Raw genomic sequence first — 22,297 nt, 5'->3', positions numbered from 1 at the left:
CATTGACGAGGTACCTATGGCTCTGTCTCAGGATAAGGGCGCGGCTTCGTGCTGCCCGGAAGATGAAAAACTGCCGCTGGCAAAGACCTTCGCCTACGGCTTGCAGCATATTCTGACCATGTACGGCGGGATTATCGCACCGCCGCTGATCATCGGGTCGGCCGCAGGGTTAAGCGCGCCGCAGATTGGTATGCTGGTGACGGCAGCCCTGTTTGTCAGTGGGTTGGCGACGTTGCTGCAAACTCTTGGGGCACCCGGTTTCGGCTCGCGTCTGCCGCTGGTACAGGGCGTTTCTTTTGCCGGGGTGGCGACCATGGTGACGATTGTGACCGGCGATGGCGGGTTGCCGGCGGTGTTCGGTGCAGTGATTGCCGCCTCGCTGATTGGGTTGTTGATCGCGCCGTTCTTCTCGCAAATTATTCGCTTCTTTCCACCGGTGGTCACCGGCACCGTGGTGACGGTAATCGGGCTGTCGCTGATGCCGGTGGCGGTGCGCTGGGCCATGGGCGGCAACGCCAGGGCGGCAGACTGGGGATCCACCGGGAATATTGGTCTGGCGGCCTTCACGCTGGCGGTGATCCTGTTGCTGAACAAGGTCGGCTCCCCGGCGCTAAAACGGCTGTCGGTGTTACTGGCGATGGCGGTCGGCTGTGTGGTCGCCGTGCTGGCGGGTAAAGTGAGCTTTGCCGCCGTAGGCAGCGGGCCATGGCTGGCATTCCCCGAGCCTTTCGCCTATGGCTGGCCGACCTTCGAACTGAGTGCGATCCTCTCCATGCTGTTGATCGTACTGGTGTTGCTGACGGAAACCACCGCCGGCTTGATGGCTGTTGGCGAGATCGTCGGTTCGCCGGTGAATGCGCGCCGTATCGCCAATGGCCTGCGTGCCGATATGCTGTCCAGCGCACTGTCGCCAGTGTTCAACTCATTCCCACAAAGCTCGTTTGCCCAGAACATCGGATTGGTGGCGATCACCGGCGTGAAGAGCCGCTTTGTGGTCAGTGCAGGAGGGGCCATTTTGGTGCTGCTGGGGTTACTGCCGGTACTGGGGCGACTGGTGGCCTGTATTCCATTGCCGGTCTTGGGCGGCGCAGGCGTGGTGCTGTTCGGTTCGGTGGCTGCCAGCGGGATCCGTACCCTGGCAAAGGTGGATTACAAGGACAATATGAATCTGGTGGTGGTGGCGACGGCGATTGCCTTCGGCATGATCCCGATCGTGATGCCGACCTTCTACGATCAGTTTCCGAACTGGGTGCGCACCTTATTGCATTCCGGTATCAGCGCTTCTTGCCTGGTGGCGTTGCTGCTGAACCTGCTGTTTAACCCTATTGGTGCCAAAGAAGAAAACGCGGTGGAGGAGGAGCTTTCCTGAAACAACGGGCACAGCGGACCGCGCCCGGAAGGATTAATCGTGGCGCAGGAAGCTGTCGGCATCACGCCAGGCCGGGAAGGCGCTGCGGTAACTTTGCAGGTTTTCCAGCGACAGTTCGGCGTCCAGCCGTGCGGCGGCTCCGGGTTCCGCCTGGGCCAATGTTTCCCCCTGCGGACTGAGGATCAGGCTGTCACCGCTGTAGGTCAGGCCGTTGCCGTCTTCGCCGACGCGGTTGCAGCCGGCCACATACACCTGGTTCTCAATGGCGCGTGCTGCCAGCAGCGTTTGCCAGTGTTTGCTGCGTGGTGCCGGCCAGTTGGCGACGTACAGCGCCAAGTCGTAATCCTGTTGATAGCGGGACCACACCGGGAAACGCAGGTCGTAACAGATCTGCGGCAGGATACGCCAGCCACGCCACTCGAAAATTTCACGTCGTTTGCCGGCCTGATAGTGCAGGTGCTCGCCGGCCATGCGGAACAGGTGGCGTTTATCGTAGGCATGCACCCGGCCGTTCGGCTCGACCAGCAGGAAACGGTTAACCGCGCCCTCGGCAGTTTTCAGCGCCACGCTGCCGCCGACCAGGGCGTTACTTTTACTCGCCCAGCCGTGCAGCCAGTCGACGACCTGCTGTTCCGGCAGTGCGCTTTCCCCGGCATCCATAGCAAAGCCGGTGGTAAACATCTCCGGCAGCACGATCAGGTCGCGGCCACTTAACGGCGCCAGCAGCGCATCAAAATGACGCAGATTGGCCTCGCCATCGCGCCAAACCAAAGGTTGCTGCAACAGGGTAATTTTTAAAGTCGACATAACCGCTCCGCAGCAACATCCAGCGTGGCATCCTGTTTAGCGAAGCACAGCCGGATCAATTTATGAGGGAAAGGATCGGCACAGAAGACCGACAGCGGGATCGCCGCCACGCCAACGTGCTCGGTTAACCAATGGCAGAATGCCACGTCGTCCAAATCGGAGACGGCGCTGTAATCTGCCAGTAAGAAGTATGTACCCTCGCAGGGCAAAATTTCCAGTCGGCTGTTGGACAGCGCCTGCACAAAACGATCGCGCTTGGCGCGATAAAATGCCGACAACTGCTGCCAGTGTTCCGGCTCGCTGCGTAGCATATCCGCCAGCGCCAACTGGGCCGGGGTGTTGACCGAGAAGGTCAGGTACTGGTGCACCTTGCGCACCTCCGCACTCAGCGCGGCCGGGGCCACGCAGTAACCCACTTTCCAGCCGGTCATGTGGAAGGTTTTGCCGAAGGAAGACACGGCGATGGCGCGCTGACGCAACTGCGGGTGCGCCAATACGCTGGTGTGGCCGCCTTTGGCGAAACAAATGTGTTCGTAGACTTCATCGCTCAGCACGTAGATCTCATGATCCCCAATGGCATGCCACAGTTGCTGCATATCTTCTGCCTGCCAGGCCGTGGCGGAAGGGTTGTGCGGCGTATTGAGGATCACCAGCCGGGTGCGTGGCGACAGCAACTCAGCAAACTGTTGCCAGTCGACTTTGAACGCCGGTGGCTGCAGTGCAATGCGTTTTAGCGTGCCGCCGGATAAGGTCACCGCCGGTGCATAGCTGTCGTAGCTGGGATCAAAGCAGATCACTTCATCGCCAGGACGCACCAGCGCGCTGATGGCGGCGAACAGCGCCTCGGTGGCACCCGCGGTGACGGTGACTTCGTTAGTGGCGTCCGGCAGCCAGCCGTACAGGGCGGCGGTTTTCTCGGCGATGGCCTCACGCAGTGGGGCGACACCGGTCATCGGAGCATATTGGTTCGCGCCCTGGCTGACATGCCAGGCCAGACGTTCTTTCAGGTAGTCCGGGCCATCGAAATCGGGGAAGCCCTGCGACAGGTTGATCGCCTGATGCTGCGCCGCCAGCGCACTCATCTGGGTGAAAATGGTGGTGCCCAGCGCGGGCAGTTTACTTTCGGGAATCAATGCTGAAGTGCTCATAGCAGGCTAATACTCCTGGCGCTTATGTTGCCGTCAATATAACACGATGTTAGTATTTGGCAATCAAGACGCTTAGATGGCTAAATGAAGAAAAAATCTAACCATTAATCAAATCATTCTAAGCTTCACCTGCAGATGACCTTACAGACCGGGAAACGATAATGACCGAAAATCCGCAACTTACAGCGCTATTGTCTGCCTGTCACTGGATTGGTGAAAAGGGCTGGTGCCCGGCGACCGGTGGCAATATGTCGCTGCGTCTCGATGACCAGCATTGTCTGGTGACCGAATCCGGTAAGGATAAAGGCAGCCTGACCGAAACTGACTTCCTGCTGGTGGAAACCGCCAGCAACCATGTGCCGAGCGGTCGCACCCCATCGGCGGAAACCGGCCTGCATACTCTGATTTACCGCTTGTACCCACAAATTGGTGCGGTGCTGCATACGCATTCAGTGAACGCGACCGTATTGTCGCGGGTTGAACGCAGCGATGGACTGGTGTTGCAGGGTTATGAGATGCAAAAATCACTCGGTGGCCAGAGCACGCATCTGGACAGCGTGGTGATCCCGATTTTCGATAACGATCAGGACATCCCGCGATTAGCGGCGCGCGTGGCGGCCCATGCCGAAGTCACGCCGCTGCAGTACGGTTTTCTGGTGCGCGGCCACGGTTTGTATTGCTGGGGCCGCCAGGTCGCGGAAGCTCGTCGTCATCTTGAAGGGCTGGAATTCCTGTTCCAGTGCGAACTACAACGCCGTTTACTGGAGGCAAAATGATCCGCGCCATCGTTACCGACATTGAAGGCACGACCAGCGATATCCGTTTCGTCCATCAGGTGCTGTTCCCCTATGCACGCGAGCGCCTGGCGACCTTTCTCCGTCAGCACGCCGAAGAAGCCGAAGTTGCCGCCCCGCTGGCCGCTTTGCGCCAGGAACTTGAGCAGCCGCAGGCGGATATCGAGCAACTGATTACCGCGTTGTACCGCTTTATGGACGAAGACCGTAAATCTACCGCGCTGAAGGCGCTGCAAGGCATCATCTGGCGCAGCGGCTACCAGAACGGCGATTTTCGCGGGCATTTGTACCCGGAGGTGGCTGAGCAACTGGCCGCCTGGCAACAGCAGGGGCTGAAGCTGTACGTCTATTCTTCCGGCTCGGTGGAGGCGCAGAAACTGCTGTTCGGCTACAGCGATGCAGGGGATTTACAGCCGCTGTTCAGCGGTTATTTCGATACCCACGTCGGTGCCAAGCGTGAAACCGCTTCGTATCGCAATATCGCCAGTGAAATCGGTATCGCCCCTGAGCAGCTGTTATTCCTTTCCGATATTCATCAAGAGCTGGACGCCGCTCGTGCCGCCGGTTGGCATACCTGCCAACTGATCCGCGATGACGCCGATAACCAGAGTCAACATCCGCAGGTTAACCGTTTTGATCAGATCGATTTAGGGGAGTTTGCCTCATGAGTGGATTGACTATTTTCAGCGATAAAGAGCCGCAGCAGCCACTGTGGCAGAGCCGCGACGCGCAGGCGATTCAGCAGCAACTGGCGCAAATTGGCGTCCGTTTTGAGCGCTGGCAGGCGGATCGTGAACTGGGTGAAAACCCGGAGCCGGAGACGGTGATCGCCGCCTATCAGCAGCAGATCGATCGACTGGTGGCGGAGAAGGGCTACCAGAGTTGGGATGTGATCAGCATGCGTCCGGATAATGCCCAGCGTGAAGTGTTGCGCAGCAAGTTTTTATCCGAACACACGCACGGCGAAGATGAAGTGCGTTTCTTTGTTGAAGGGGCTGGGCTGTTCTGCCTGCATCTGGAGGGCAAGATCTTCCAGATCCTGTGTGAGAAGAACGATCTGATCTCGGTGCCGGCCGATACTCGCCATTGGTTCGATATGGGTTCGGCACCGAATTTCACTGCGATCCGCGTGTTTGATAACCCGGAAGGCTGGGTGGCGCATTTCACCGGCGATAACATCGCCGATGCCTATCCGCGCCTCGACTGACCGCTAGGATGCGGGTGTTAACCTAACGCCCGCTGAAAAATCCCTTCATTGACCTGCTGTGGCGTGATCACGCCGCTGTCGAACACCCAACCGCTAATCAACGCCGCCGGCGTTACGTCAAATGCCGGGTTATAAACCTGGGCATCGACAGGTGCCCACTGGCATGAGCCAAAACTGCCGGACACGCCGGTCACTTCTGTTGCGGCACGCTGCTCGATAGGGATTGCGGCGCCATTCGGACAGTGCGGATCGTGCGTAGTGTGCGGGGCCGCGACGTAGAACGGAATGCGGTGATAGTGCGCCAGGACCGCCAGGCTATAAGTGCCAATCTTGTTGGCGACGTCACCGTTGGCGGCGATGCGGTCTGCACCCACCCACACCGCATCCACCTGGCCTTGCGCCATCAGGCTGGCTGCCATGGAGTCACAAATCAGCCGGTAGGGGATACCCAGCTCACCCAGTTCCCAGGCGGTCAATCGGCCGCCCTGCAATAGCGGACGGGTTTCATCGACCCACACCTGCTGCACCTTGCCTTGCTGATGAGCGCGTAACAGCACGCCGATAGCGGTACCAATGCCGGCGGTTGCCAAGCCCCCGGTATTGCAGTGGGTCAGCAGGCGGCTGCCGGGTTTCACCAGATCGGCGCCGTGATCGGCAATGCGATCGCACAATTGACGGTCTTCTTCCACCAATCGCAGGGCTTCTTCTACCATCGCCGGCACCCAGTGCGGTTGTGCCAGCGCCAGCTTCATGCGGTCCAGGTTGTTCATCAGGTTGACCGCCGTCGGTCGTGAGGCGCGCAGGGTGATCAGTGCCTGCTCCAGTTCCTCACGCGGCAAGCCTCGTTCCGCCAGCAGGGCCAGTAACAGGCTGGCAGACAGGCCGATCAGCGGCGCCCCCCGCACCCGCAAGGTGAGAATATGATCAACCAGCTGTTCCACACTGTCGCAGGTCCGCCACTGTTTTTCCTGCGGCAAAGCCTGCTGGTCGAGGATCCAAAGTCGGTTGTCACTCAGGGTCAAACTGGTGGTGTTAAGCGCTTGCATCGGCGGTTAATTCCTTGTTGCGTAGTTATTGCATCTGGAAAGCTATTCTGCCAACATGACTTCCGGATGTATAGACGTCCAAATGCTTTTACGTCTAAAAAAAGATAATCGCTGGGTCAGTGAGAAAGTTCAGAGGGGTTGGGAATGTCGCATTATCGTACGTTTACTGCTGCTGATGCCGTTGAGTATGCCCGCCAATACGGGCAGTTAGCCGATCCCCAGGCGTTGGTGAGCGCTGACGAGATTGGTGACGGTAATCTGAACCTGGTGTTCAAGATCCGTGATCGTGATGGCGTGAGCCGGGTAATTGTTAAACAGGCGCTGCCGTATGTACGTTGCGTGGGCGAATCCTGGCCGCTAACCCTGGATCGAGCGCGTATTGAGGCGGAAACCCTGTTGATCCACGGCGGTTTTTGTCCAAGGCATACGGTTAAGGTGTTGCATCACGATCCTGAACTGGCGGTGATGGTGCAGGAAGATCTTTCTGATCACCACATCTGGCGCAGTGAGTTACTCAAGGGGCACTATTACCCGCTGGCTGCCGGGCAACTGGCGGAGTATTTGGCGCAAACCCTGTTTCATACTTCCGACTTTTATCAGACCGCGCAGGAGAAAAAAGCGGAGGTTAGTCGCTTTAGTAACCCCGAACTGTGCCAGATCACCGAAGATCTGTTCTTTACCGATCCCTATGTTGATCATGAGCGTAATCAGTTTGATCCGGTGCTGTTGCCGCAGGTCCTTGAGCTGCGTGATGATATGGCACTGAGGCTGGCGGTCGCCGGATTGAAGCATCGTTTCCTGAGCAAGGCGGAAGCGCTGCTGCACGGTGATATCCACAGCGGCTCGGTTTTTGTCGCGGAAGGCAAGCTGAAGGCGATAGACGCCGAGTTTGGTTTCTATGGCCCGATCGGTTTCGACGTCGGCAGCGTATTGGGCAATCTGTTGCTGAACTACTGCGGTCTGCCAGGGCTTTTGGGGCCGCGTGACGCCGCTGCCGGGCGCGAGCAGCGCCTGCAGGATGTCCGTGAACTCTGGCTGATTTTTGCCGATCGTTTCCTGGCATTGTGCCACCAACAAACACGGGAACTGGCGCTGGCGGTACCGGGTTACGCCGAACAGTTCCTGCAGCAGGTGTGGACCGATGCGGTCGGCTACTGTGGCAGTGAGTTAATCCGTCGCACCATAGGTCTGGCGCACGTTGCCGATCTGGACAGCATCAGCGATGACGATATGCGTGCCGAATGCCAGCGCAGTGCGTTGAGTCTGGGCCGCGCGCTGATCGTCAACGCGTCGCAAATCGAACATATCGACGCGTTGTTGGCGCGCATCCGCCAGAACGGCTAAGCCTCCTGGATGCGGTGAAAAGGGTGCTCATGGATCCGTCGCTAACAACCAACAGGCGGGGGCAAGCCCCGCCGTTGGGTTGCCTTACCCTTCGGGTTCGTAAGCCAAAATGGCGGCAACCTCCGTGTCTCCCAGTGTGATGCGCAGTTCACATAGCGAACCGCGAGTGATCCACATCAGCGCGATCAGCGTGATGCAGATAATCATCAGCCTCAGAACGACCCGTTCTTGCTGCATTTTTGACCTCCTTATCCTTGCCTTGCGGCGGGGAAGAGGCTAACCTGACGTTGCTAGACGTTCAGAGTGGCCTCGGGTTGATTACATCGACTCGGGGCCTTTCTCTTTCTATCCGTTGCTCAGGTTCCGGACAGAAAGATCCAGAGCACCCATCCGCAGTCTATCCGATTATTCCCGGGGTTAAATTAGCCGTTCTGGTAAGGTGCGGAGCGCTGCGCAGATTTGAATGGAATACCGGCGAAAGGGGGCGATGATACGGATCCGTTAGTCTGGCAGGGAGAAGGGTGCTCATGGATCCGTCGCTAACAACCAACAGGCGGGGGCAAGCCCCGCCGTTGGGTTGCCTTACCCTTCGGGTTCGTAAGCCAAAATGGCGGCAACCTCCGTGTCTCCCAGTGTGATGCGCAGTTCACATAGCGAACCGCGAGTGATCCACATCAACGCTATCAGCGTGATGCAGATAATCATCAGCCTCAGAACGACCCGTTCCTGCTGCATTTTTGACCTCCTTATCCTTGCCTTGCGGCGGGGAAGAGGCTAACCTGATGTTGCTTAGACATTCAGAGTGGCCTCGGGTTGATAATATCGACTCGGGGCCTTTCTCTTTCTATCCGTTACCAAGGCTCCGGACAGAAAGATCCAGAGCACCCATCCGCAGTCTATCCGATAATCCCCAGGGTTAAATTAGCCGTTCTGATAACGTTGCGAAGCTCTGCGCATTTATGGGGATAAATAGAAAAGGGGCGATGATTATCGCCCCTGGGTAAGTCAGTTTATTGCAGTTACGCGGCTTCGGTGTGTTTCTGGCGCTTATCCTGCTTGAGCAACTTTTCCGGCTTACTGGCCGCCAGCGCATCCGGCTCAAAGTCATCCACGTTGATGGAACGCAAACGGCTCTCTTCGGCTTTCACCAGGATCTTCGCTTCGTCGGCGCTAATCTTGCCTTCTTCCAGCGCACGCTGCGCCAGACGATCCAGTCGGGTGAACGGCAGGTTCTTGCCAGCCGCCTTGCACAGACGATCGTGAATCGGCTCGGCGGCGATCACGTCAACCAGTGCGGCTTCCAGCAGACCGACCGGGTTATGCTCGCTTGGCGTCAGATACTGACCACGACCCAGACGGCTACGGGTGGCGGACGGCTGTTGGATAATCTTGGCCAACTGGTGATCCAGACGGTCAGACGGTGCAGTATGCACGCGGCCTAACGGGAAGATAACCAGACGCATCACGCCAGCGATAAAGCGGTTCGGGAAGTTGCGCAGCAGATCGTCCAGCGCCTGTTCTGCCTGATGCAGACTGTCCTGTACGGCCCAATGTACCAGCGGCAAATCTTCTTTCTGACGGCCTTCATCTTCAAAGCGTTTCAGCGAAGCGGAAGCCAGGTACATTTGGCTGAGGATATCTCCCAGACGGGCAGAGATACGCTCACGGCGCTTCAGGCTGCCGCCCAGTACTCCCATTGAAACGTCCGACAGCAGTGCCAGGTTAGCGCTCAGGCGGTTCAACTGCTGGTAGTAACGACGGGTAGCGTCCTTGGTCGGTGTACTGCTGGTGCGGCCGTTGGTCAGACCCAGCCAGAAGCTGCGTACCTTGTTGCTGCCTACGTGGCCCAGATGGCCGAACAGCAATTTGTCATAGGCGTTCAGGTCGTTATTCTGCGCTGCCGCCATTTCGTCCAGCACATAAGGATGGCAACGGATCGCACCCTGACCGAAGATCATCATGGTACGGGTCAGGATATTGGCGCCTTCTACCGTGATAGCGATAGGCGCGCCCTGATAGGCACGGGCCAGGAAGTTGGATTTCCCCAACATGATGCCTTTACCGCCGGCGATATCCATTGCATCAATGATTGCCTGCTGGCCGCGGTGGGTACAGTGGTATTTCACGATGGCCGACAGCACGGCCGGTTTCTCGCCCAGCATCAGGCCGCTGGTGATAAGCGTAGCCGCTGCATCCATCACATAGGTGTTACCGGCGATACGCGCCAGTGGTTCTTCAATACCTTCCATCTTGCCGATCGACAGCTTGAACTGACGACGGATATGGGCGTATGCGCCTATTCCCAGCGCCATGGACTTCACGCTACCGGTAGAGTTGGAAGGCAGGGTGATGCCGCGGCCTACCGACAGGCACTCAACCAGCATACGCCAGCCCTGACCGGCCATTTTTGGCCCGCCGATGATGTAATCAATCGGGACGAACACGTCATTGCCGCGAGTCGGGCCGTTTTGGAACGGCACGTTGAGCGGGAAGTGACGGTTACCGATTTCAACACCCGGCGTACTGGTCGGGATCAGTGCACAGGTGATGCCCGGTGATTCATTGGTGCTCAGCAGGTGGTTCGGGTCATGCAGTTTGAACGCCAGGCCCAACACTGTCGCCACCGGTGCCAACGTGATATAGCGTTTGTTCCAGGTCAGGCGCATGCCCAGAACCTGTTCGCCTTGCCACTCGCCCATGCAGACGGTGCCGACGTCAGGAATGGCACCGGCATCGGAACCCGCTTCCGGGCTGGTCAAGGCGAAACAAGGGATCTCGTCGCCGCGTGCCAGGCCTGGCAGGTAATGATTTTTCTGTTCGTCAGTACCGTAATGCTGCAGCAGTTCGCCTGGGCCGAGGGAGTTTGGTACGCCAACGGTGATGGCCAAAATGCCGGAAACGCCGGACAGTTTTTGCAGTACGCGAGCCTGAGCATAAGGAGAGAAGTCCAGGCCGCCGTATTCTTTCTTGATGATCATCGCAAAGAAGCGGTGTTCTTTCAGGTATGCCCAGAGTTCCGGCGGCAAATCGGCCAGTTCATGGGTGATCTGGAAGTCGTTGGCCATGCGGCAGGCTTCTTCCACCGGACCGTCGATAAACGCCTGTTCTTCGGCGGTCAACTGCGGTTTCGGGTAGTTATGCAGCTTGTTCCAGTCTGGTGCACCGCGGAACAGATCGCCTTCCCACCAGGTGGTCCCGGCTTCGATCGCTTCCTTTTCGGTAGTGGACATTGGCGGCATCACCTTGCGGAACGCGCGCAGCGCCGGTGCAGACAGCATCGAACGGCGCAGAGATGTGACGTTCAGCGGCAGCAGAATAATCGCCAGCGGCAACAGCATCCAAAAGGTCCACAGACCGATGGCGCCCATGGCGGCGGTGTATGCCAGAAGAATAAGGCTACTGAGGGTGAGGTTCACTCGGTGATAAAACACCACACCAATGAGTGCCAGTAAAACAACAATACTAAGAACCATCATAAGAAGCTCCGAAGTGGCAAGAGGTCTGACCTGTTGTGTGTATGTAATAGGTTTTAGTACAACCCCATATTTTTATCAATGCATTTACAGTTTAATTACAACTTAAGTCACAAACTGACCGCATCAATCATCAAAAACCTCATCGGCGCCTCAACCGGGCGGCTGTTTGACTGACAATGCTTCTCGGTTTTTCCCCGATCCGTTACACTGCGGGGCGGAAGATTGACGATAACAAGAGGTTCCTCATGTACCACGACCTTATTCGTAGTGAACTGAACGAAGCGGCCGATACCCTGGCGAAATTTATCAATGACGACGCCAATATCGACGCGATCCAACGCGCAGCCGTGCTGCTGGCCGATTCCTTTAAAGCCGGTGGGAAAGTCATTTCTTGCGGTAACGGTGGCTCCCACTGTGACGCGATGCACTTTGCCGAAGAGCTGACTGGCCGCTACCGTGAAAACCGTCCGGGTTATCCGGCGATTGCCATTTCCGACGTTAGCCATCTGTCTTGCGTCAGCAACGACTTTGGTTACGAGTATGTATTTTCTCGCTATGTGGAAGCGGTAGGCCGTGAAGGCGACGTATTGCTGGGCATTTCCACCTCAGGCAATTCCGGCAACATCATTAAAGCCATCGAAGCGGCGCGCGCCAAAGGGATGAAAGTGATCACCCTGACCGGCAAAGACGGCGGCAAAATGGCCGGTTCTGCCGATGTGGAAATCCGCGTACCGCACTTTGGTTACGCAGACCGCATTCAGGAAATTCATATCAAAGCGATCCACATCTTGATTCAGCTGATTGAAAAAGAGATGGTTAAGGCTTAACGGCTTTTGGGGGCATAGCGCCCCGTTAATAATGCACAGGGGCGCAGTTGATCGCGCCCGAATAGACGGTGTCAGTGGGAGTTAAGGAGTGGCTGGCGATGTGTGAATTGCTCGGGATGAGCGCAAACGTACCGACCGATATTTGCTTTAGCTTTACCGGGCTGGTTCAGCGCGGTGGCCGTACCGGGCCACATAAAGATGGTTGGGGCATTACCTTCTATGAAGGGAACGGTTGCCGCACGTTTAAGGATCCCCAGCCGAGTTTCGACTCGCCGATCGCCCGTCTGGTGCAGGAATACCCGATCAAATCCTGCGCGGTGGTATCACATATCCGTCAGGCCAATCGCGGTGAAGTGGCGCTGGAGAATACCCACCCGTTTACCCGCGAACTGTGGGGCCGTAACTGGACCTACGCGCACAATGGCCAATTGAAAGGCTACCGTCAGTTGGAAACCGGCACTTTCCGCCCGGTCGGCCAGACTGACAGCGAGTACGCTTTCTGCTGGCTGCTGCATCAGCTTTCCCTGAAATACCCGCGTACCCCGAGCCGTTGGCCGCCGGTGTTCCGTTATATCGCTCTGCTGGCGGATCAACTGCGTCAGAAGGGGGTATTTAATATGTTGCTGTCGGATGGGCGCTTTGTGATGGCTTATTGCTCCACCAACCTGTATTGGATCACGCGGCGCGCGCCGTTTGGCAAAGCCACGTTACTCGATCAGGATGTGGAGATTGATTTTCAGCAGCAGACCACACCCAACGATGTGGTCACGGTGATTGCTACCCAGCCGCTGACGGCGAATGAAACCTGGCACAAGATTGCGCCAGGCGAATTCGCATTATTTCACTTCGGTGAGCGGCTTGGTCTGAGCGAAGGGATTGGTACTGACAGCGGGAGCCGTGTTTGACGCATACTGCGTCATCTGGCCGCTGCTCAGCACGGGTTGACCCAATACGTACTGCCCATTGGCTACGCTGACCATCGGCGGCTGATGGTTTTTGACAAAGTAGTCATAGCCTGGTTTCAGCTGACGCCAGAAGGCGATGTAGCTGGAAGAGCTGTGGCGTTTCAGGTTCTTATCGGTCATGCGGAACGGGTAGATACTGATATCAATCCGGTTCTGTCCGTAAGCGAACGCAGCTTCGACATAGCGGTAAATCTCATCCATATAGGTGTTGGTCATCGCATAACAACCAATCGATTTACATTCACCGTGGATCATCAGATAAGCACCGGAATAGCCCTGTGATTTATCGTAATCATTTGGGAAGCCGATATTGATTGCCCGATAATACTTGCTGTCGGGTTTCAGATGGCGCGCGTCGACGCTATAAAAGCCTTCCGGACTCTTAAAGTCACCTTCACGGCGTTTTGGGCCGAGGCCGCCGGAGAAATTACAGATTTGGAAAGAGTTCACCAGACGGAATTCGTTGCCCATTTTGGCATACAATTCCAACGTGCGTTCTTCTTTGAAAATCTGAATATAGACCGGTGAACCCACTAATTGCTGCTTAACTACCGGAACCTCGGGAACCTGCTCGCTGGCGCTGCAGGCCGTGATCATCGGCATAGAAAAAAGCATCGCAAACAACAACGCGATTTTGCTCATTATTATTCCTGCTTATATTTATCTGTCGGCTCAATGCAATTGGCCAACATGCCACTGATTATTGTTTTACGGTCTTAAAACACCGCCAGATTACCAGTGTGTTCTTTTTTAGCAATATGCGATGTGTATAAAAAAACCACAAACTTCGATAAAAGTGAATCTATAGGCAGATTTTAACGATTAGTCGCGTAAAACAGCCGAAATTTAATTGTGTTTGCTTGACTCAGGTCACTGCCTGACGCAGAAAAATGTTGTGGAAAATGTTAATATTCCGGCTCGAATAAATGCGCAAAAAATGGACGCAGGAGTTAATCAACGGAATGTACGTTAGCCCATTTTATCAGTGCGAAAGATTTCATGTTGAGCGTGATGCCGTTGCGCTCAACCCAGAGGCTGCTGATGCGGCCTCATCATCCAGGCATCGTCAGTACCAGCCTCTGGGGCCGGTAAGACGTGTGAAACTAACCAACATCGTATAAAACCTATGATTAAAATCAGAAAAGGGTTAGACCTGCCAATTGCCGGAGCCCCGGTTCAGGCGATTCAGGACGGCCCAGTCATTCAGCATGTCGCCCTGCTTGGGGAAGATTACGTCGGAATGCGCCCGTCTATGCTGGTGCAGGAAGGCGATAGCGTTAAGAAAGGCCAGGCACTGTTTGAAGATAAAAAGACCCCCGGGGTTTTCTTCACCGCGCCTGCCAGTGGTCGTATTGTGGCAATCAATCGCGGTGAACGACGCGTATTGCAGTCGGTCGTCATTGCCGTTGAAAACGGCGGCGATGATCAACTGGAGTTCGCTCATTTTCCGGTCGCCGAACTGGCGATGCTGCCGCGTGAACAGGTTGAAGGCGAACTGATCGCCAGTGGCCTGTGGACCGCACTGCGCACCCGCCCCTTCAGCAAAACACCGGCACCGGGCACCAGCCCACGCGCCATCTTCGTTACCGCCATCGACAGCCAGCCGCTGGCCGCCGATCCGCAGGTGATCATTGCCGAGCAGTTGGCGGCGTTTAACGCCGGGCTGGCGGTATTGGCTCGCCTGACCGACGGCAAGGTACACGTTTGTCATGCCGCAGGGGTGAACCTGGGCAAGCAGCCCGATGCGCAGGTGACCTATAACGAATTCGCTGGTCCGCATCCTGCCGGGCTGGTAGGCACCCATATTCATTTCCTCGAGCCGGCCAGTTTGAAAAAAACCGTCTGGCATCTCGGTTATCAGGACGCGATCGCCATCGGTACCTTGTTCACCACCGGCAAGCTCGATACCCGCCGGGTAGTGGCACTGGCCGGGCCGCAGGTGGAACAGCCGGTACTGCTGCGCACCCGGTTGGGCGCCAGCATCGACGAACTGACCGCCGGTCGTTTGAAAGCCGGCGAGAACCGGGTCATTTCCGGCTCGGTGCTGAGCGGCACCCACGTCGCCGGGCCGAACGCTTACCTTGGCCGTTTCCACTCGCTGGTTTCCGTGCTGCAGGAAGGGCGTGATAAAGAGCTGTTCGGTTGGATTGCCCCATCACCGGATAAATTCTCCATCACCCGCACCACGCTGGGCCACTTCCTGAAGAACAAGCTGTTTGCCTTCTCGACCACCACCCACGGCGGTGAGCGTGCGATGGTGCCGATCGGCAACTACGAGCGGGTAATGCCGCTGGATATCCTGCCGACCCTGCTGCTGCGTGACCTGCTGGCGGGTGACAGCGACAGCGCGCAGGCGCTGGGCTGTCTGGAGCTGGATGAAGAAGATCTGGCGCTGTGCACCTTTGTTTGCCCCGGCAAGTATGAATACGCTCCGGTGCTGCGCGATGTGCTGACCAAGATTGAGCAGGAAGGATAACCGATGGGCCTGAAGAATTTTTTTGAAAAGATCGAGCATCACTTCACTCCGGGCGGCAAGCTGGAAAAGTGGTACCCGCTGTATGAAGCGACCACCACGGTGTTCTATACCCCGGGGCAGGTGACGCGTGGTGCTTCGCACGTGCGCGATGCTATCGATCTGAAACGCATGATGATCCTGGTGTGGTTGGCGGTCTTCCCGGCGATGTTCTGGGGGATGTACAACGTCGGCCAGCAGGCCATTCCGGCGCTGCACCATCTTTACAGTGGCGATCAACTGCAGCAGGTGCTGGCGGGCGATTGGCACTACCGGTTGGCGCAATGGCTCGGGGCCTCACTGGCGGCGGATGCGGGCTGGATCAGCAAAATGGTGCTGGGTGCCTGCTATTTCCTGCCAATTTATGCCGTGGTGTTCCTGGTGGGGGGCTTTTGGGAGGTACTGTTCGCGGTCATTCGCAAGCATGAGATTAACGAAGGCTTCTTCGTCACCTCGATTCTGTTTGCGCTGATTGTGCCGCCCACGCTGCCGCTGTGGCAGGCCGCGCTGGGTATTACCTTCGGCGTAGTGGTGGCGAAAGAGATATTCGGTGGCACCGGACGCAACTTCCTCAACCCGGCTTTGGCTGGGCGTGCGTTCCTGTTCTTCGCTTACCCGGCGCAGATTTCCGGTGACCTGGTGTGGACCTCCGCCGACGGTTTCTCCGGCGCGACTCCGCTGGCACAGTGGAGCGCGGGCGGGGCACACAGCCTGAGCAACGTGGCTACCGGCCATTCCATTAGCTGGATGGACGCGTTTCTCGGCAACATCCCCGGCTCGGTCGGTGAAGTCTCCACGCTGATGATCCTGCTCGGCGGGGCGATAATCCTGTTTGGCCGCGTGGCTTCCTGGCGAATTGTCGCCGGTGTGATGCTCGGCATGATGGCTACCGCCTTCCTGTTCAATTCGATCGGTTCTACCACCAACCCGCTGTTCGCCATGCCGTGGTACTGGCACCTGGTGTTGGGTGGCTTCGCCTTCGGTATGATCTTTATGGCTACCGACCCGGTTTCTGCCTCGTTTACCAACAAGGGGAAATGGTGGTACGGCATTCTGATTGGCGTGATGTGCGTGCTGATCCGGGTGGTCAACCCGGCCTATCCGGAAGGCATGATGCTGGCGATCCTGTTCGCCAACCTGTTCGCACCGCTGTTCGATTACCTGGTGGTGCAGGCCAACATCAAGCGGAGAAAAGCCCGTGGCGAATGAATCTAAAAACGACAGCATCGGTAAAACGCTGCTGGTGGTACTGCTGCTGTGCCTGGTGTGTTCTGTGGTGGTGGCGGGTTCCGCCGTCGGCCTGAAGTCCAAACAGCAGGAACAGAAGTTGCTCGACAAGCAGCGCAATATTCTCGATGTGGCCGGTTTGCTGCAGCCAAAAATGGAAGGCGAGCAGGTCAAGGCGCTGTTCACTCAACGTATTGAACCGCACCTGCTGGACTTGAACAGCGGTGAGTTTGTCACCGGTAAGGCGACGGCGTTCGATCTGGCTGCGGCCCTGCGTGATGACGCCAAAAGCGTAGCGCTGCCGGCGGCTGACGATCCGGCCGGTATCAAGCGTCGCAGCAATCAGGCGGAAATCTACCTGGTGCGCGACGACAGCGGTGCGGTCAACAAAATCGTGCTGCCCGTCTACGGCACCGGCCTGTGGTCGATGATGTACGCCTTTGTGGCGTTGGATAACGACGGCAATACGGTGAAAGGCATCACTTACTACCAGCAGGGGGAAACTCCGGGACTGGGCGGTGAAGTTGAGAATGCCAGCTGGCGCCAGCAGTGGATCGGTAAAAAGTTGTTTGACGACAACGGTCAACCGGCGATCCGCGTGGTGAAAGGCGGGGCGCGTCAGGGAGATGAACACGGGGTAGACGGTTTGTCCGGCGCCACGCTGACCTCCAACGGCGTGCAGCATACTTTTGACTTCTGGTTGGGCGAGCACGGCTTTGGCCCGTTCCTGCAAAAAGTTCGTGAAGGAGCGCTGAAAAATGGCTGATTCCAAAGAGATTAAACGGGTCCTTTTAGGGCCGCTGTTCGACAACAACCCGATTGCCTTGCAGGTGTTGGGCGTCTGTTCCGCGCTGGCGGTAACCACCAAGCTGGAGACGGCGGTGGTGATGACCATTGCGGTGACGCTGGTTACCGCGTTCTCCAGCTTCTTTATTTCCCTGATTCGTCACCATATTCCGAACAGCGTGCGCATCATCGTACAGATGGCGATTATTGCCTCACTGGTGATTGTGGTCGATCAGTTGCTGCGCGCCTATGCGTTTGAAATCTCCAAGCAGCTGTCGGTGTTTGTCGGCTTGATCATCACAAACTGTATCGTGATGGGGCGTGCCGAGGCGTACGCCATGAAGTCACCGCCGATCGAGAGCTTTATGGACGGCATCGGTAACGGGCTGGGCTACGGGGTGATCCTGGTGTTGGTCGGCTTCCTGCGTGAGCTGTTTGGTTCCGGCAAGCTGTTCGGCATTCCAGTGCTGGAGACGGTACAGAACGGCGGCTGGTATCAGCCGAACGGCCTGTTCCTGCTGGCACCGAGCGCGTTCTTTATCATCGGCCTGCTGATTTGGGCGCTTCGCAGCCTGAAACCAGCGCAGATCGAAAAGGAGTAATGGCCGATGGAACATTATATCAGCCTGTTTGTACGCGCGGTGTTCGTTGAGAACATGGCGTTGGCGTTCTTCCTGGGGATGTGTACCTTCCTGGCGGTGTCGAAAAAGGTGTCGACCGCCTTTGGTCTGGGTATCGCGGTAACGCTGGTACTCGGGATCTCCGTACCGGTGAACAACCTGGTCTACAACCTGATCCTGCGCGACGGTGCGCTGGTGGAAGGTGTTGATCTGAGCTTCCTTAACTTCATTACCTTTATCGGCGTGATTGCGGCGCTGGTGCAGATTCTGGAGATGATCCTCGATCGCTTCTTCCCGTCGCTGTACAACGCACTCGGCATTTTCCTGCCATTGATCACCGTGAACTGCGCCATCTTTGGCGGCGTGTCCTTCATGGTGCAACGTGACTACAACTTCGTCGAATCGGTGGTGTATGGCTTCGGCTCCGGCACCGGCTGGATGTTAGCGATTGTCGCGATGGCGGGGATCCGCGAAAAACTCAAGTATGCCAATGTCCCCGCAGGGTTGCGCGGCCTGGGCATTACCTTTATCACCACCGGGCTGATGGCGTTGGGCTTTATGTCCTTCTCCGGTGTTCAGTTGTAAAGGCGGGAAGAATTTATGGAAATTATTTTAGGCGTCGCGATGTTTACCGGCATCGTTATGGTGCTGGTGCTGCTCATCCTGTTCGCCAAATCCAAGCTGGTGAACACCGGTGACATTGCGGTGGAAGTGAACGGCGATCTCGACAAAAGCTTTACCGCTCCGGCGGGTGACAAGCTGCTGAATATGCTCTCCAGCCAGGGGATCTTCGTTTCGTCCGCCTGCGGCGGCGGCGGTTCCTGCGGCCAGTGTCGGGTAGTGATCAAAGAGGGCGGCGGCGATATCCTGCCGACCGAGCTGTCGCACATCAACAAGCGTGAAGCGAAAGAGGGCTGTCGCCTGGCTTGCCAGGTGAACGTGAAGCAGAACCTGAAAATCGAGCTGCCGGAAGAAATTTTTGGCGTGAAGAAGTGGGAATGCGAGGTTATCTCCAATGATAACAAAGCCACTTTTATCAAAGAGCTGAAGCTGAAAATCCCTGATGGGGAAGACGTGCCGTTCCGCGCCGGTGGGTTTATCCAGATCGAAGCACCTGCACATGACATCAGCTATGCCGATTTTGACGTGCCGGACGAGTACCGCGGTGACTGGGACAAGTTCAACCTGTTCCGCTACCGCTCAGTGGTGAATGAAACCACGGTGCGCGCCTACTCGATGGCCAACTACCCGGACGAGAAGGGCATTATCATGCTCAACGTGCGTATCGCTACGCCGCCACCGCGTGATCCGGACGTGCCACCGGGCATTATGTCCTCTTATATCTGGTCGTTGAAAGCCGGTGACAAGGTGACCATCTCCGGGCCGTTCGGCGAGTTCTTCGCTAAGGATACCGACGCGGAAATGATCTTCATCGGCGGTGGTGCCGGTATGGCTCCTATGCGTTCACACATCTTTGACCAGCTCAATCGCCTGAAGTCGAAGCGTAAAATCACCTTCTGGTACGGTGCGCGTTCACTGCGTGAAATGTTCTACGAGGAAGATTTCAACCAACTGCAGGCAGAGAACGAGAACTTTACCTGGCATGTGGCGCTTTCCGATCCGCAGCCTGAGGATAACTGGACGGGTTACACCGGCTTTATTCATAATGTTCTGCTGGAGAACTATCTACGTAACCACCCGGCGCCGGAAGACTGCGAGTTTTACATGTGCGGTCCGCCAATGATGAACGCCGCGGTGATCAAGATGCTGAAAGATCTGGGCGTCGAAGACGAAAATATCATGCTTGATGACTTTGGTGGCTAAATGCGTGCAGGGGCAATGAAGGGGTTAATGACCACGGTGGCGCTCAGCGCTGCCCTGTTATTGACCGGCTGCGGACCGGAGCAGGTGAATCTCGATGGAAAAACCATGGGGACCTCTTATTCGATCCGCTATGTCACCGGGGACGACACGCCGTCTGCCACCAAAATGCAGGCGGAGATCGACAAGCGTCTGGAATTGGTGAACGACCAAATGTCCACCTACCGGCCGGGCTCTGAACTGAGCCGCTTCAACGCCAGCCGCGCGGTGGATAAACCCTTCCCGGTATCGGCAGCGACCACCGAGGTGGTGTTGGAGGCATTGCGTATCAACCGCGTCACCGACGGTGCGCTGGATGTGACCGTCGGGCCGTTGGTTAATCTGTGGGGCTTTGGCCCGGAAGGGCGCCCGGATAAAGTACCGAGCGCCGCCGAGCTGGAGCAACGCCGCGCCTGGACCGGGATCGACAAGCTGTCGGTGCAGGGCAACGCATTGGTAAAGAGCATTCCTGAGCTGTATGTCGATCTTTCCTCGATCGCCAAGGGCTATGGGGTGGATGTGATTGCCCAGTACTTGCAATCGCAGCAGGTTAAGAACTACATGGTGGATATTGGCGGTGAGGTACGTACTCGCGGCCATAACGGTGAGAAAAAACCGTGGCGTATCGCCATTGAACGGCCAACCGCCGGCATGGAGCAGAAGGCGCAGTTGGTGATCCAACCGGGCGAGATGTCGATCGCCACTTCGGGGGATTATCGCAACTACTTCGAACAGGGTGGCGTGCGCTATTCGCATACCATAGATCCGGTCACCGGTAAGCCGATCCACCACCATCTGGTCTCGGTCACGGTGCTGAGTCCAACCTGTATGGCTGCCGACGGTCTGTCGACCGGGCTGAACGTCCTGGGGCCGGAACGCGGCATGGCGCTGGCGAACCTGATGGGGATCCCGGTATTCATGATTGTGAAAACGGCTAAAGGTTTTGAAGAGCGCTACTCCGAGGCGTTCAAACCCTATTTGAACAACAACTCATGAGGTCGCTATGTTGACTGTATTTGTCGCCAGCTTCGTGTTGTTTCTGCTGATTGTCGGCGGGATGTCGTTGGGTTACGTGTTCAAGCGTAAAAGCCTGCAAGGCAGTTGCGGCGGTATTACGGCGCTGGGGATGGATAAAGTCTGCGACTGTCCTGAACCCTGCGATGCCCGTAAAAAGCGTCTGGAAAAAGAGGCGCTGCGCCAGCAGCAGTTGGAAAAACACCGGATCATCTGAATAACAGGGGCGCATGCAGCGCCCCTTTTTTTATCGGTTATTTGGCCTTAACGAAGCCCTTCGCTTCGGCCGGAGAATTGACCATAACCCCGTCTACGCCTAACGCCAGCGCCTGCTGGTATTCTGCCGGTGAATTGATGCCGAACAGGATGATGTGTGCCGGTCCTTGCGAACGGAAGCAGTCGATCGATTCTTTATCCCAGGTCAGAAATGCCTTGGAGCGCCCTTCACCCAGGGTAAATTTCTCCACCACTTCCACTTCACGTTTCAGTTCCAGCCCGTACCAGCGTGGTTGCTGATTGTCTGGCTTCAGCTCACACAGGTGTGACAGGCTGATATTCGCCAGCAGGTCGCGGGTTTCATCGCGGGTCTCAAAACGTTTAATCGCCGGTGGCAGCGCCTGCAGATACTTGGCGTCGGTAGAATACACGCGGGTGCGGTTCAGGCTGTGGGTCTTTTCCAGCGTTGCCAACAGGGCTTTGCCGAACTGGGCCGGGTCAGCGTCCGGTGATTTGATATCCAGATAGAAATTGACCTTGGGGAAGGCGTTGAGGATCTCATCCAGCCGGGGAATACCAATGCCTTTGCCACGGAACGGATGGGTTTCCCCTTTGGCAAATGACCAACCGGCGTCAACTTTTGCCAGTTGCGCGGCGGTAAAGGCAGAGACCAGCCCTTGCTGATTGGTCAGCGCCTTTAGATCCGAAGGGCGGTACAGCACAATCACCCCGTCTTTGGATTCCTGCAGGGTGATCCAAATGGCATCGGCACCGTTTTTCAGTGCGGTTTCAATGGCGATGCGGGTATTTTCAGGGGCGTCGGCAGTACCACCACGGTGAGCGATAATGGCGGGGGCGGCGGTAGCGGCAAGGGATATCAGGGATAAGGCTGAAGCTAATAAATAGACCGATAATGTTTTCATGTAGGGCACCATCCTGTGCGTAGCGTTATTGTTATCAGTAAGCGCGGCGGTTAATTTGCCACAGCGTACTATTGAAAAATTACGCTTTTTTAACAAGTCGAAGATAATTGGGTGAAAGCCTGTTTTCTCCGAGTAGAACCGAGGCTTGAGCTTTCC

At 56.8% G+C, this 22,297-nt stretch carries 23 protein-coding genes; 15 read left to right on the top strand and 8 right to left on the bottom strand.

What is annotated here, in order from left to right; all coding sequences use genetic code 11:
- Window positions 1-16 precede the first annotated feature (16 nt).
- Window positions 17-1,369, top strand: a complete 1,353-nt coding sequence (locus OC597_RS14700; protein ID WP_261425561.1) for a nucleobase:cation symporter-2 family protein — start codon at window positions 17-19, stop codon at window positions 1,367-1,369.
- Window positions 1,370-1,402: 33 nt separating this feature from the next.
- On the opposite strand, the gene OC597_RS14695 is transcribed toward OC597_RS14700, so the two are convergent.
- Together OC597_RS14695 and OC597_RS14690 are read right to left on the bottom strand one after the other, a co-directional pair.
- Window positions 1,403-2,176, bottom strand: coding sequence for an amidohydrolase (locus OC597_RS14695; protein ID WP_262209271.1), 774 nt, complete (start codon window positions 2,174-2,176; stop codon window positions 1,403-1,405).
- Window positions 2,164-3,324: a pyridoxal phosphate-dependent aminotransferase gene (locus OC597_RS14690; protein ID WP_262209269.1), complete on the bottom strand. Its 1,161-nt coding sequence runs from the start codon at window positions 3,322-3,324 to the stop codon at window positions 2,164-2,166. Before OC597_RS14690 ends, OC597_RS14695 begins: the two co-directional genes overlap by 13 nt.
- Window positions 3,325-3,485: 161 nt before the next feature.
- Between OC597_RS14690 and OC597_RS14685 the strand changes: the two genes are divergently transcribed.
- Genes OC597_RS14685 through OC597_RS14675 form a run of 3 tightly spaced genes read left to right on the top strand, consistent with a single transcriptional unit; the run spans window position 3,486 to window position 5,325 of the window.
- Window positions 3,486-4,100 carry a methylthioribulose 1-phosphate dehydratase gene (locus OC597_RS14685; RefSeq protein ID WP_112347801.1) on the top strand — a complete coding sequence of 205 codons (615 nt, stop codon included), beginning with the start codon at window positions 3,486-3,488 and terminating at the stop codon, window positions 4,098-4,100.
- Window positions 4,097-4,786, top strand: a complete 690-nt coding sequence (mtnC, locus tag OC597_RS14680; RefSeq protein ID WP_261251549.1) for an acireductone synthase — start codon at window positions 4,097-4,099, stop codon at window positions 4,784-4,786. The genes OC597_RS14685 and mtnC overlap by 4 nt, the downstream gene beginning before the upstream one ends.
- Window positions 4,783-5,325 carry a 1,2-dihydroxy-3-keto-5-methylthiopentene dioxygenase gene (locus OC597_RS14675; protein ID WP_262209266.1) on the top strand — a complete coding sequence of 181 codons (543 nt, stop codon included), beginning with the start codon at window positions 4,783-4,785 and terminating at the stop codon, window positions 5,323-5,325. The genes mtnC and OC597_RS14675 overlap by 4 nt, the downstream gene beginning before the upstream one ends.
- A gap of 17 nt (window positions 5,326-5,342) precedes the next feature.
- Here the strand turns inward: OC597_RS14675 and mtnA are convergent, their stop codons facing one another.
- Complete coding sequence (mtnA, locus tag OC597_RS14670; protein ID WP_261283701.1) at window positions 5,343-6,371, bottom strand: S-methyl-5-thioribose-1-phosphate isomerase; 1,029 nt, start codon at window positions 6,369-6,371, stop codon at window positions 5,343-5,345.
- 144 nt (window positions 6,372-6,515) lie between these two features.
- On the opposite strand from mtnA, the gene mtnK reads away from it, so the two are divergent.
- Window positions 6,516-7,715 (top strand): S-methyl-5-thioribose kinase, encoded by a 1,200-nt coding sequence (gene mtnK, locus OC597_RS14665; RefSeq protein WP_262209264.1) that lies wholly within the window; start codon window positions 6,516-6,518, stop codon window positions 7,713-7,715.
- A gap of 84 nt (window positions 7,716-7,799) precedes the next feature.
- Here mtnK and OC597_RS14660 read toward each other — a convergent pair whose 3' ends face one another.
- The 3 genes from OC597_RS14660 to fadE all read right to left on the bottom strand — a co-directional run bounded on the left by OC597_RS14660 (window position 7,800) and on the right by fadE (window position 11,191).
- Window positions 7,800-7,952: a Hok/Gef family protein gene (locus tag OC597_RS14660; protein WP_085115335.1), complete on the bottom strand. Its 153-nt coding sequence runs from the start codon at window positions 7,950-7,952 to the stop codon at window positions 7,800-7,802.
- A gap of 345 nt (window positions 7,953-8,297) precedes the next feature.
- Window positions 8,298-8,450: a Hok/Gef family protein gene (locus OC597_RS14655; RefSeq protein ID WP_085115335.1), complete on the bottom strand. Its 153-nt coding sequence runs from the start codon at window positions 8,448-8,450 to the stop codon at window positions 8,298-8,300.
- Between the two features lie 284 nt (window positions 8,451-8,734).
- Entirely contained in the window at window positions 8,735-11,191 is a 2,457-nt protein-coding gene (fadE, locus tag OC597_RS14650; protein WP_261462959.1) for an acyl-CoA dehydrogenase FadE, read from the bottom strand.
- Between the two features lie 245 nt (window positions 11,192-11,436).
- Between fadE and lpcA the strand changes: the two genes are divergently transcribed.
- Entirely contained in the window at window positions 11,437-12,018 is a 582-nt protein-coding gene (gene lpcA, locus OC597_RS14645; RefSeq protein WP_004949058.1) for a D-sedoheptulose 7-phosphate isomerase, read from the top strand.
- 98 nt (window positions 12,019-12,116) lie between these two features.
- Window positions 12,117-12,923, top strand: coding sequence for a class II glutamine amidotransferase (locus OC597_RS14640; RefSeq protein ID WP_099064928.1), 807 nt, complete (start codon window positions 12,117-12,119; stop codon window positions 12,921-12,923).
- Here OC597_RS14640 and dpaA read toward each other — a convergent pair.
- The gene (gene dpaA / locus OC597_RS14635; protein WP_099064927.1) at window positions 12,855-13,625 is read right to left on the bottom strand and encodes a peptidoglycan meso-diaminopimelic acid protein amidase; all 771 of its coding nucleotides are present in this window, start codon (window positions 13,623-13,625) and stop codon (window positions 12,855-12,857) included. The genes OC597_RS14640 and dpaA overlap by 69 nt on opposite strands.
- 484 nt (window positions 13,626-14,109) lie before the next feature.
- On the opposite strand from dpaA, the gene OC597_RS14630 reads away from it, so the two are divergent.
- From OC597_RS14630 to nqrM, 8 genes are read left to right on the top strand one after another with little or no spacing between them, the layout of a single operon-like run.
- Entirely contained in the window at window positions 14,110-15,459 is a 1,350-nt protein-coding gene (locus tag OC597_RS14630; protein WP_262209260.1) for a Na(+)-translocating NADH-quinone reductase subunit A, read from the top strand.
- Window positions 15,460-15,462: 3 nt separating this feature from the next.
- Window positions 15,463-16,704 carry an NADH:ubiquinone reductase (Na(+)-transporting) subunit B gene (locus OC597_RS14625; RefSeq protein WP_085115341.1) on the top strand — a complete coding sequence of 414 codons (1,242 nt, stop codon included), beginning with the start codon at window positions 15,463-15,465 and terminating at the stop codon, window positions 16,702-16,704.
- Complete coding sequence (locus OC597_RS14620; protein ID WP_085115342.1) at window positions 16,694-17,488, top strand: Na(+)-translocating NADH-quinone reductase subunit C; 795 nt, start codon at window positions 16,694-16,696, stop codon at window positions 17,486-17,488. Before OC597_RS14625 ends, OC597_RS14620 begins: the two co-directional genes overlap by 11 nt.
- Window positions 17,481-18,110 carry an NADH:ubiquinone reductase (Na(+)-transporting) subunit D gene (locus OC597_RS14615; RefSeq protein WP_012005399.1) on the top strand — a complete coding sequence of 210 codons (630 nt, stop codon included), beginning with the start codon at window positions 17,481-17,483 and terminating at the stop codon, window positions 18,108-18,110. Before OC597_RS14620 ends, OC597_RS14615 begins: the two co-directional genes overlap by 8 nt.
- A 6-nt stretch (window positions 18,111-18,116) precedes the next feature.
- The gene (nqrE, locus tag OC597_RS14610) at window positions 18,117-18,713 is read left to right on the top strand and encodes an NADH:ubiquinone reductase (Na(+)-transporting) subunit E (protein ID WP_085115343.1); all 597 of its coding nucleotides are present in this window, start codon (window positions 18,117-18,119) and stop codon (window positions 18,711-18,713) included.
- A 15-nt stretch (window positions 18,714-18,728) separates the two neighbouring features.
- Window positions 18,729-19,952, top strand: a complete 1,224-nt coding sequence (nqrF, locus tag OC597_RS14605) for an NADH:ubiquinone reductase (Na(+)-transporting) subunit F (RefSeq protein ID WP_174353414.1) — start codon at window positions 18,729-18,731, stop codon at window positions 19,950-19,952.
- Window positions 19,953-20,984 carry an FAD:protein FMN transferase gene (locus OC597_RS14600; RefSeq protein WP_261425551.1) on the top strand — a complete coding sequence of 344 codons (1,032 nt, stop codon included), beginning with the start codon at window positions 19,953-19,955 and terminating at the stop codon, window positions 20,982-20,984.
- 7 nt (window positions 20,985-20,991) lie between these two features.
- Window positions 20,992-21,219 carry a (Na+)-NQR maturation NqrM gene (gene nqrM, locus OC597_RS14595; protein ID WP_012005403.1) on the top strand — a complete coding sequence of 76 codons (228 nt, stop codon included), beginning with the start codon at window positions 20,992-20,994 and terminating at the stop codon, window positions 21,217-21,219.
- A 37-nt stretch (window positions 21,220-21,256) separates the two neighbouring features.
- On the opposite strand, the gene OC597_RS14590 is transcribed toward nqrM, so the two are convergent.
- Window positions 21,257-22,141: a glycerophosphodiester phosphodiesterase family protein gene (locus OC597_RS14590; RefSeq protein WP_262209257.1), complete on the bottom strand. Its 885-nt coding sequence runs from the start codon at window positions 22,139-22,141 to the stop codon at window positions 21,257-21,259.
- Between the last annotated feature and the right edge of the window lie 156 nt (window positions 22,142-22,297).

Source organism: Serratia proteamaculans (assembly GCF_946227095.1).
Lineage (GTDB): Bacteria > Pseudomonadota > Gammaproteobacteria > Enterobacterales > Enterobacteriaceae > Serratia > Serratia proteamaculans_E.
Note: the sequence above shows the minus strand (reverse complement) of the source record. Positions and strands in the feature narration are given on the sequence as shown.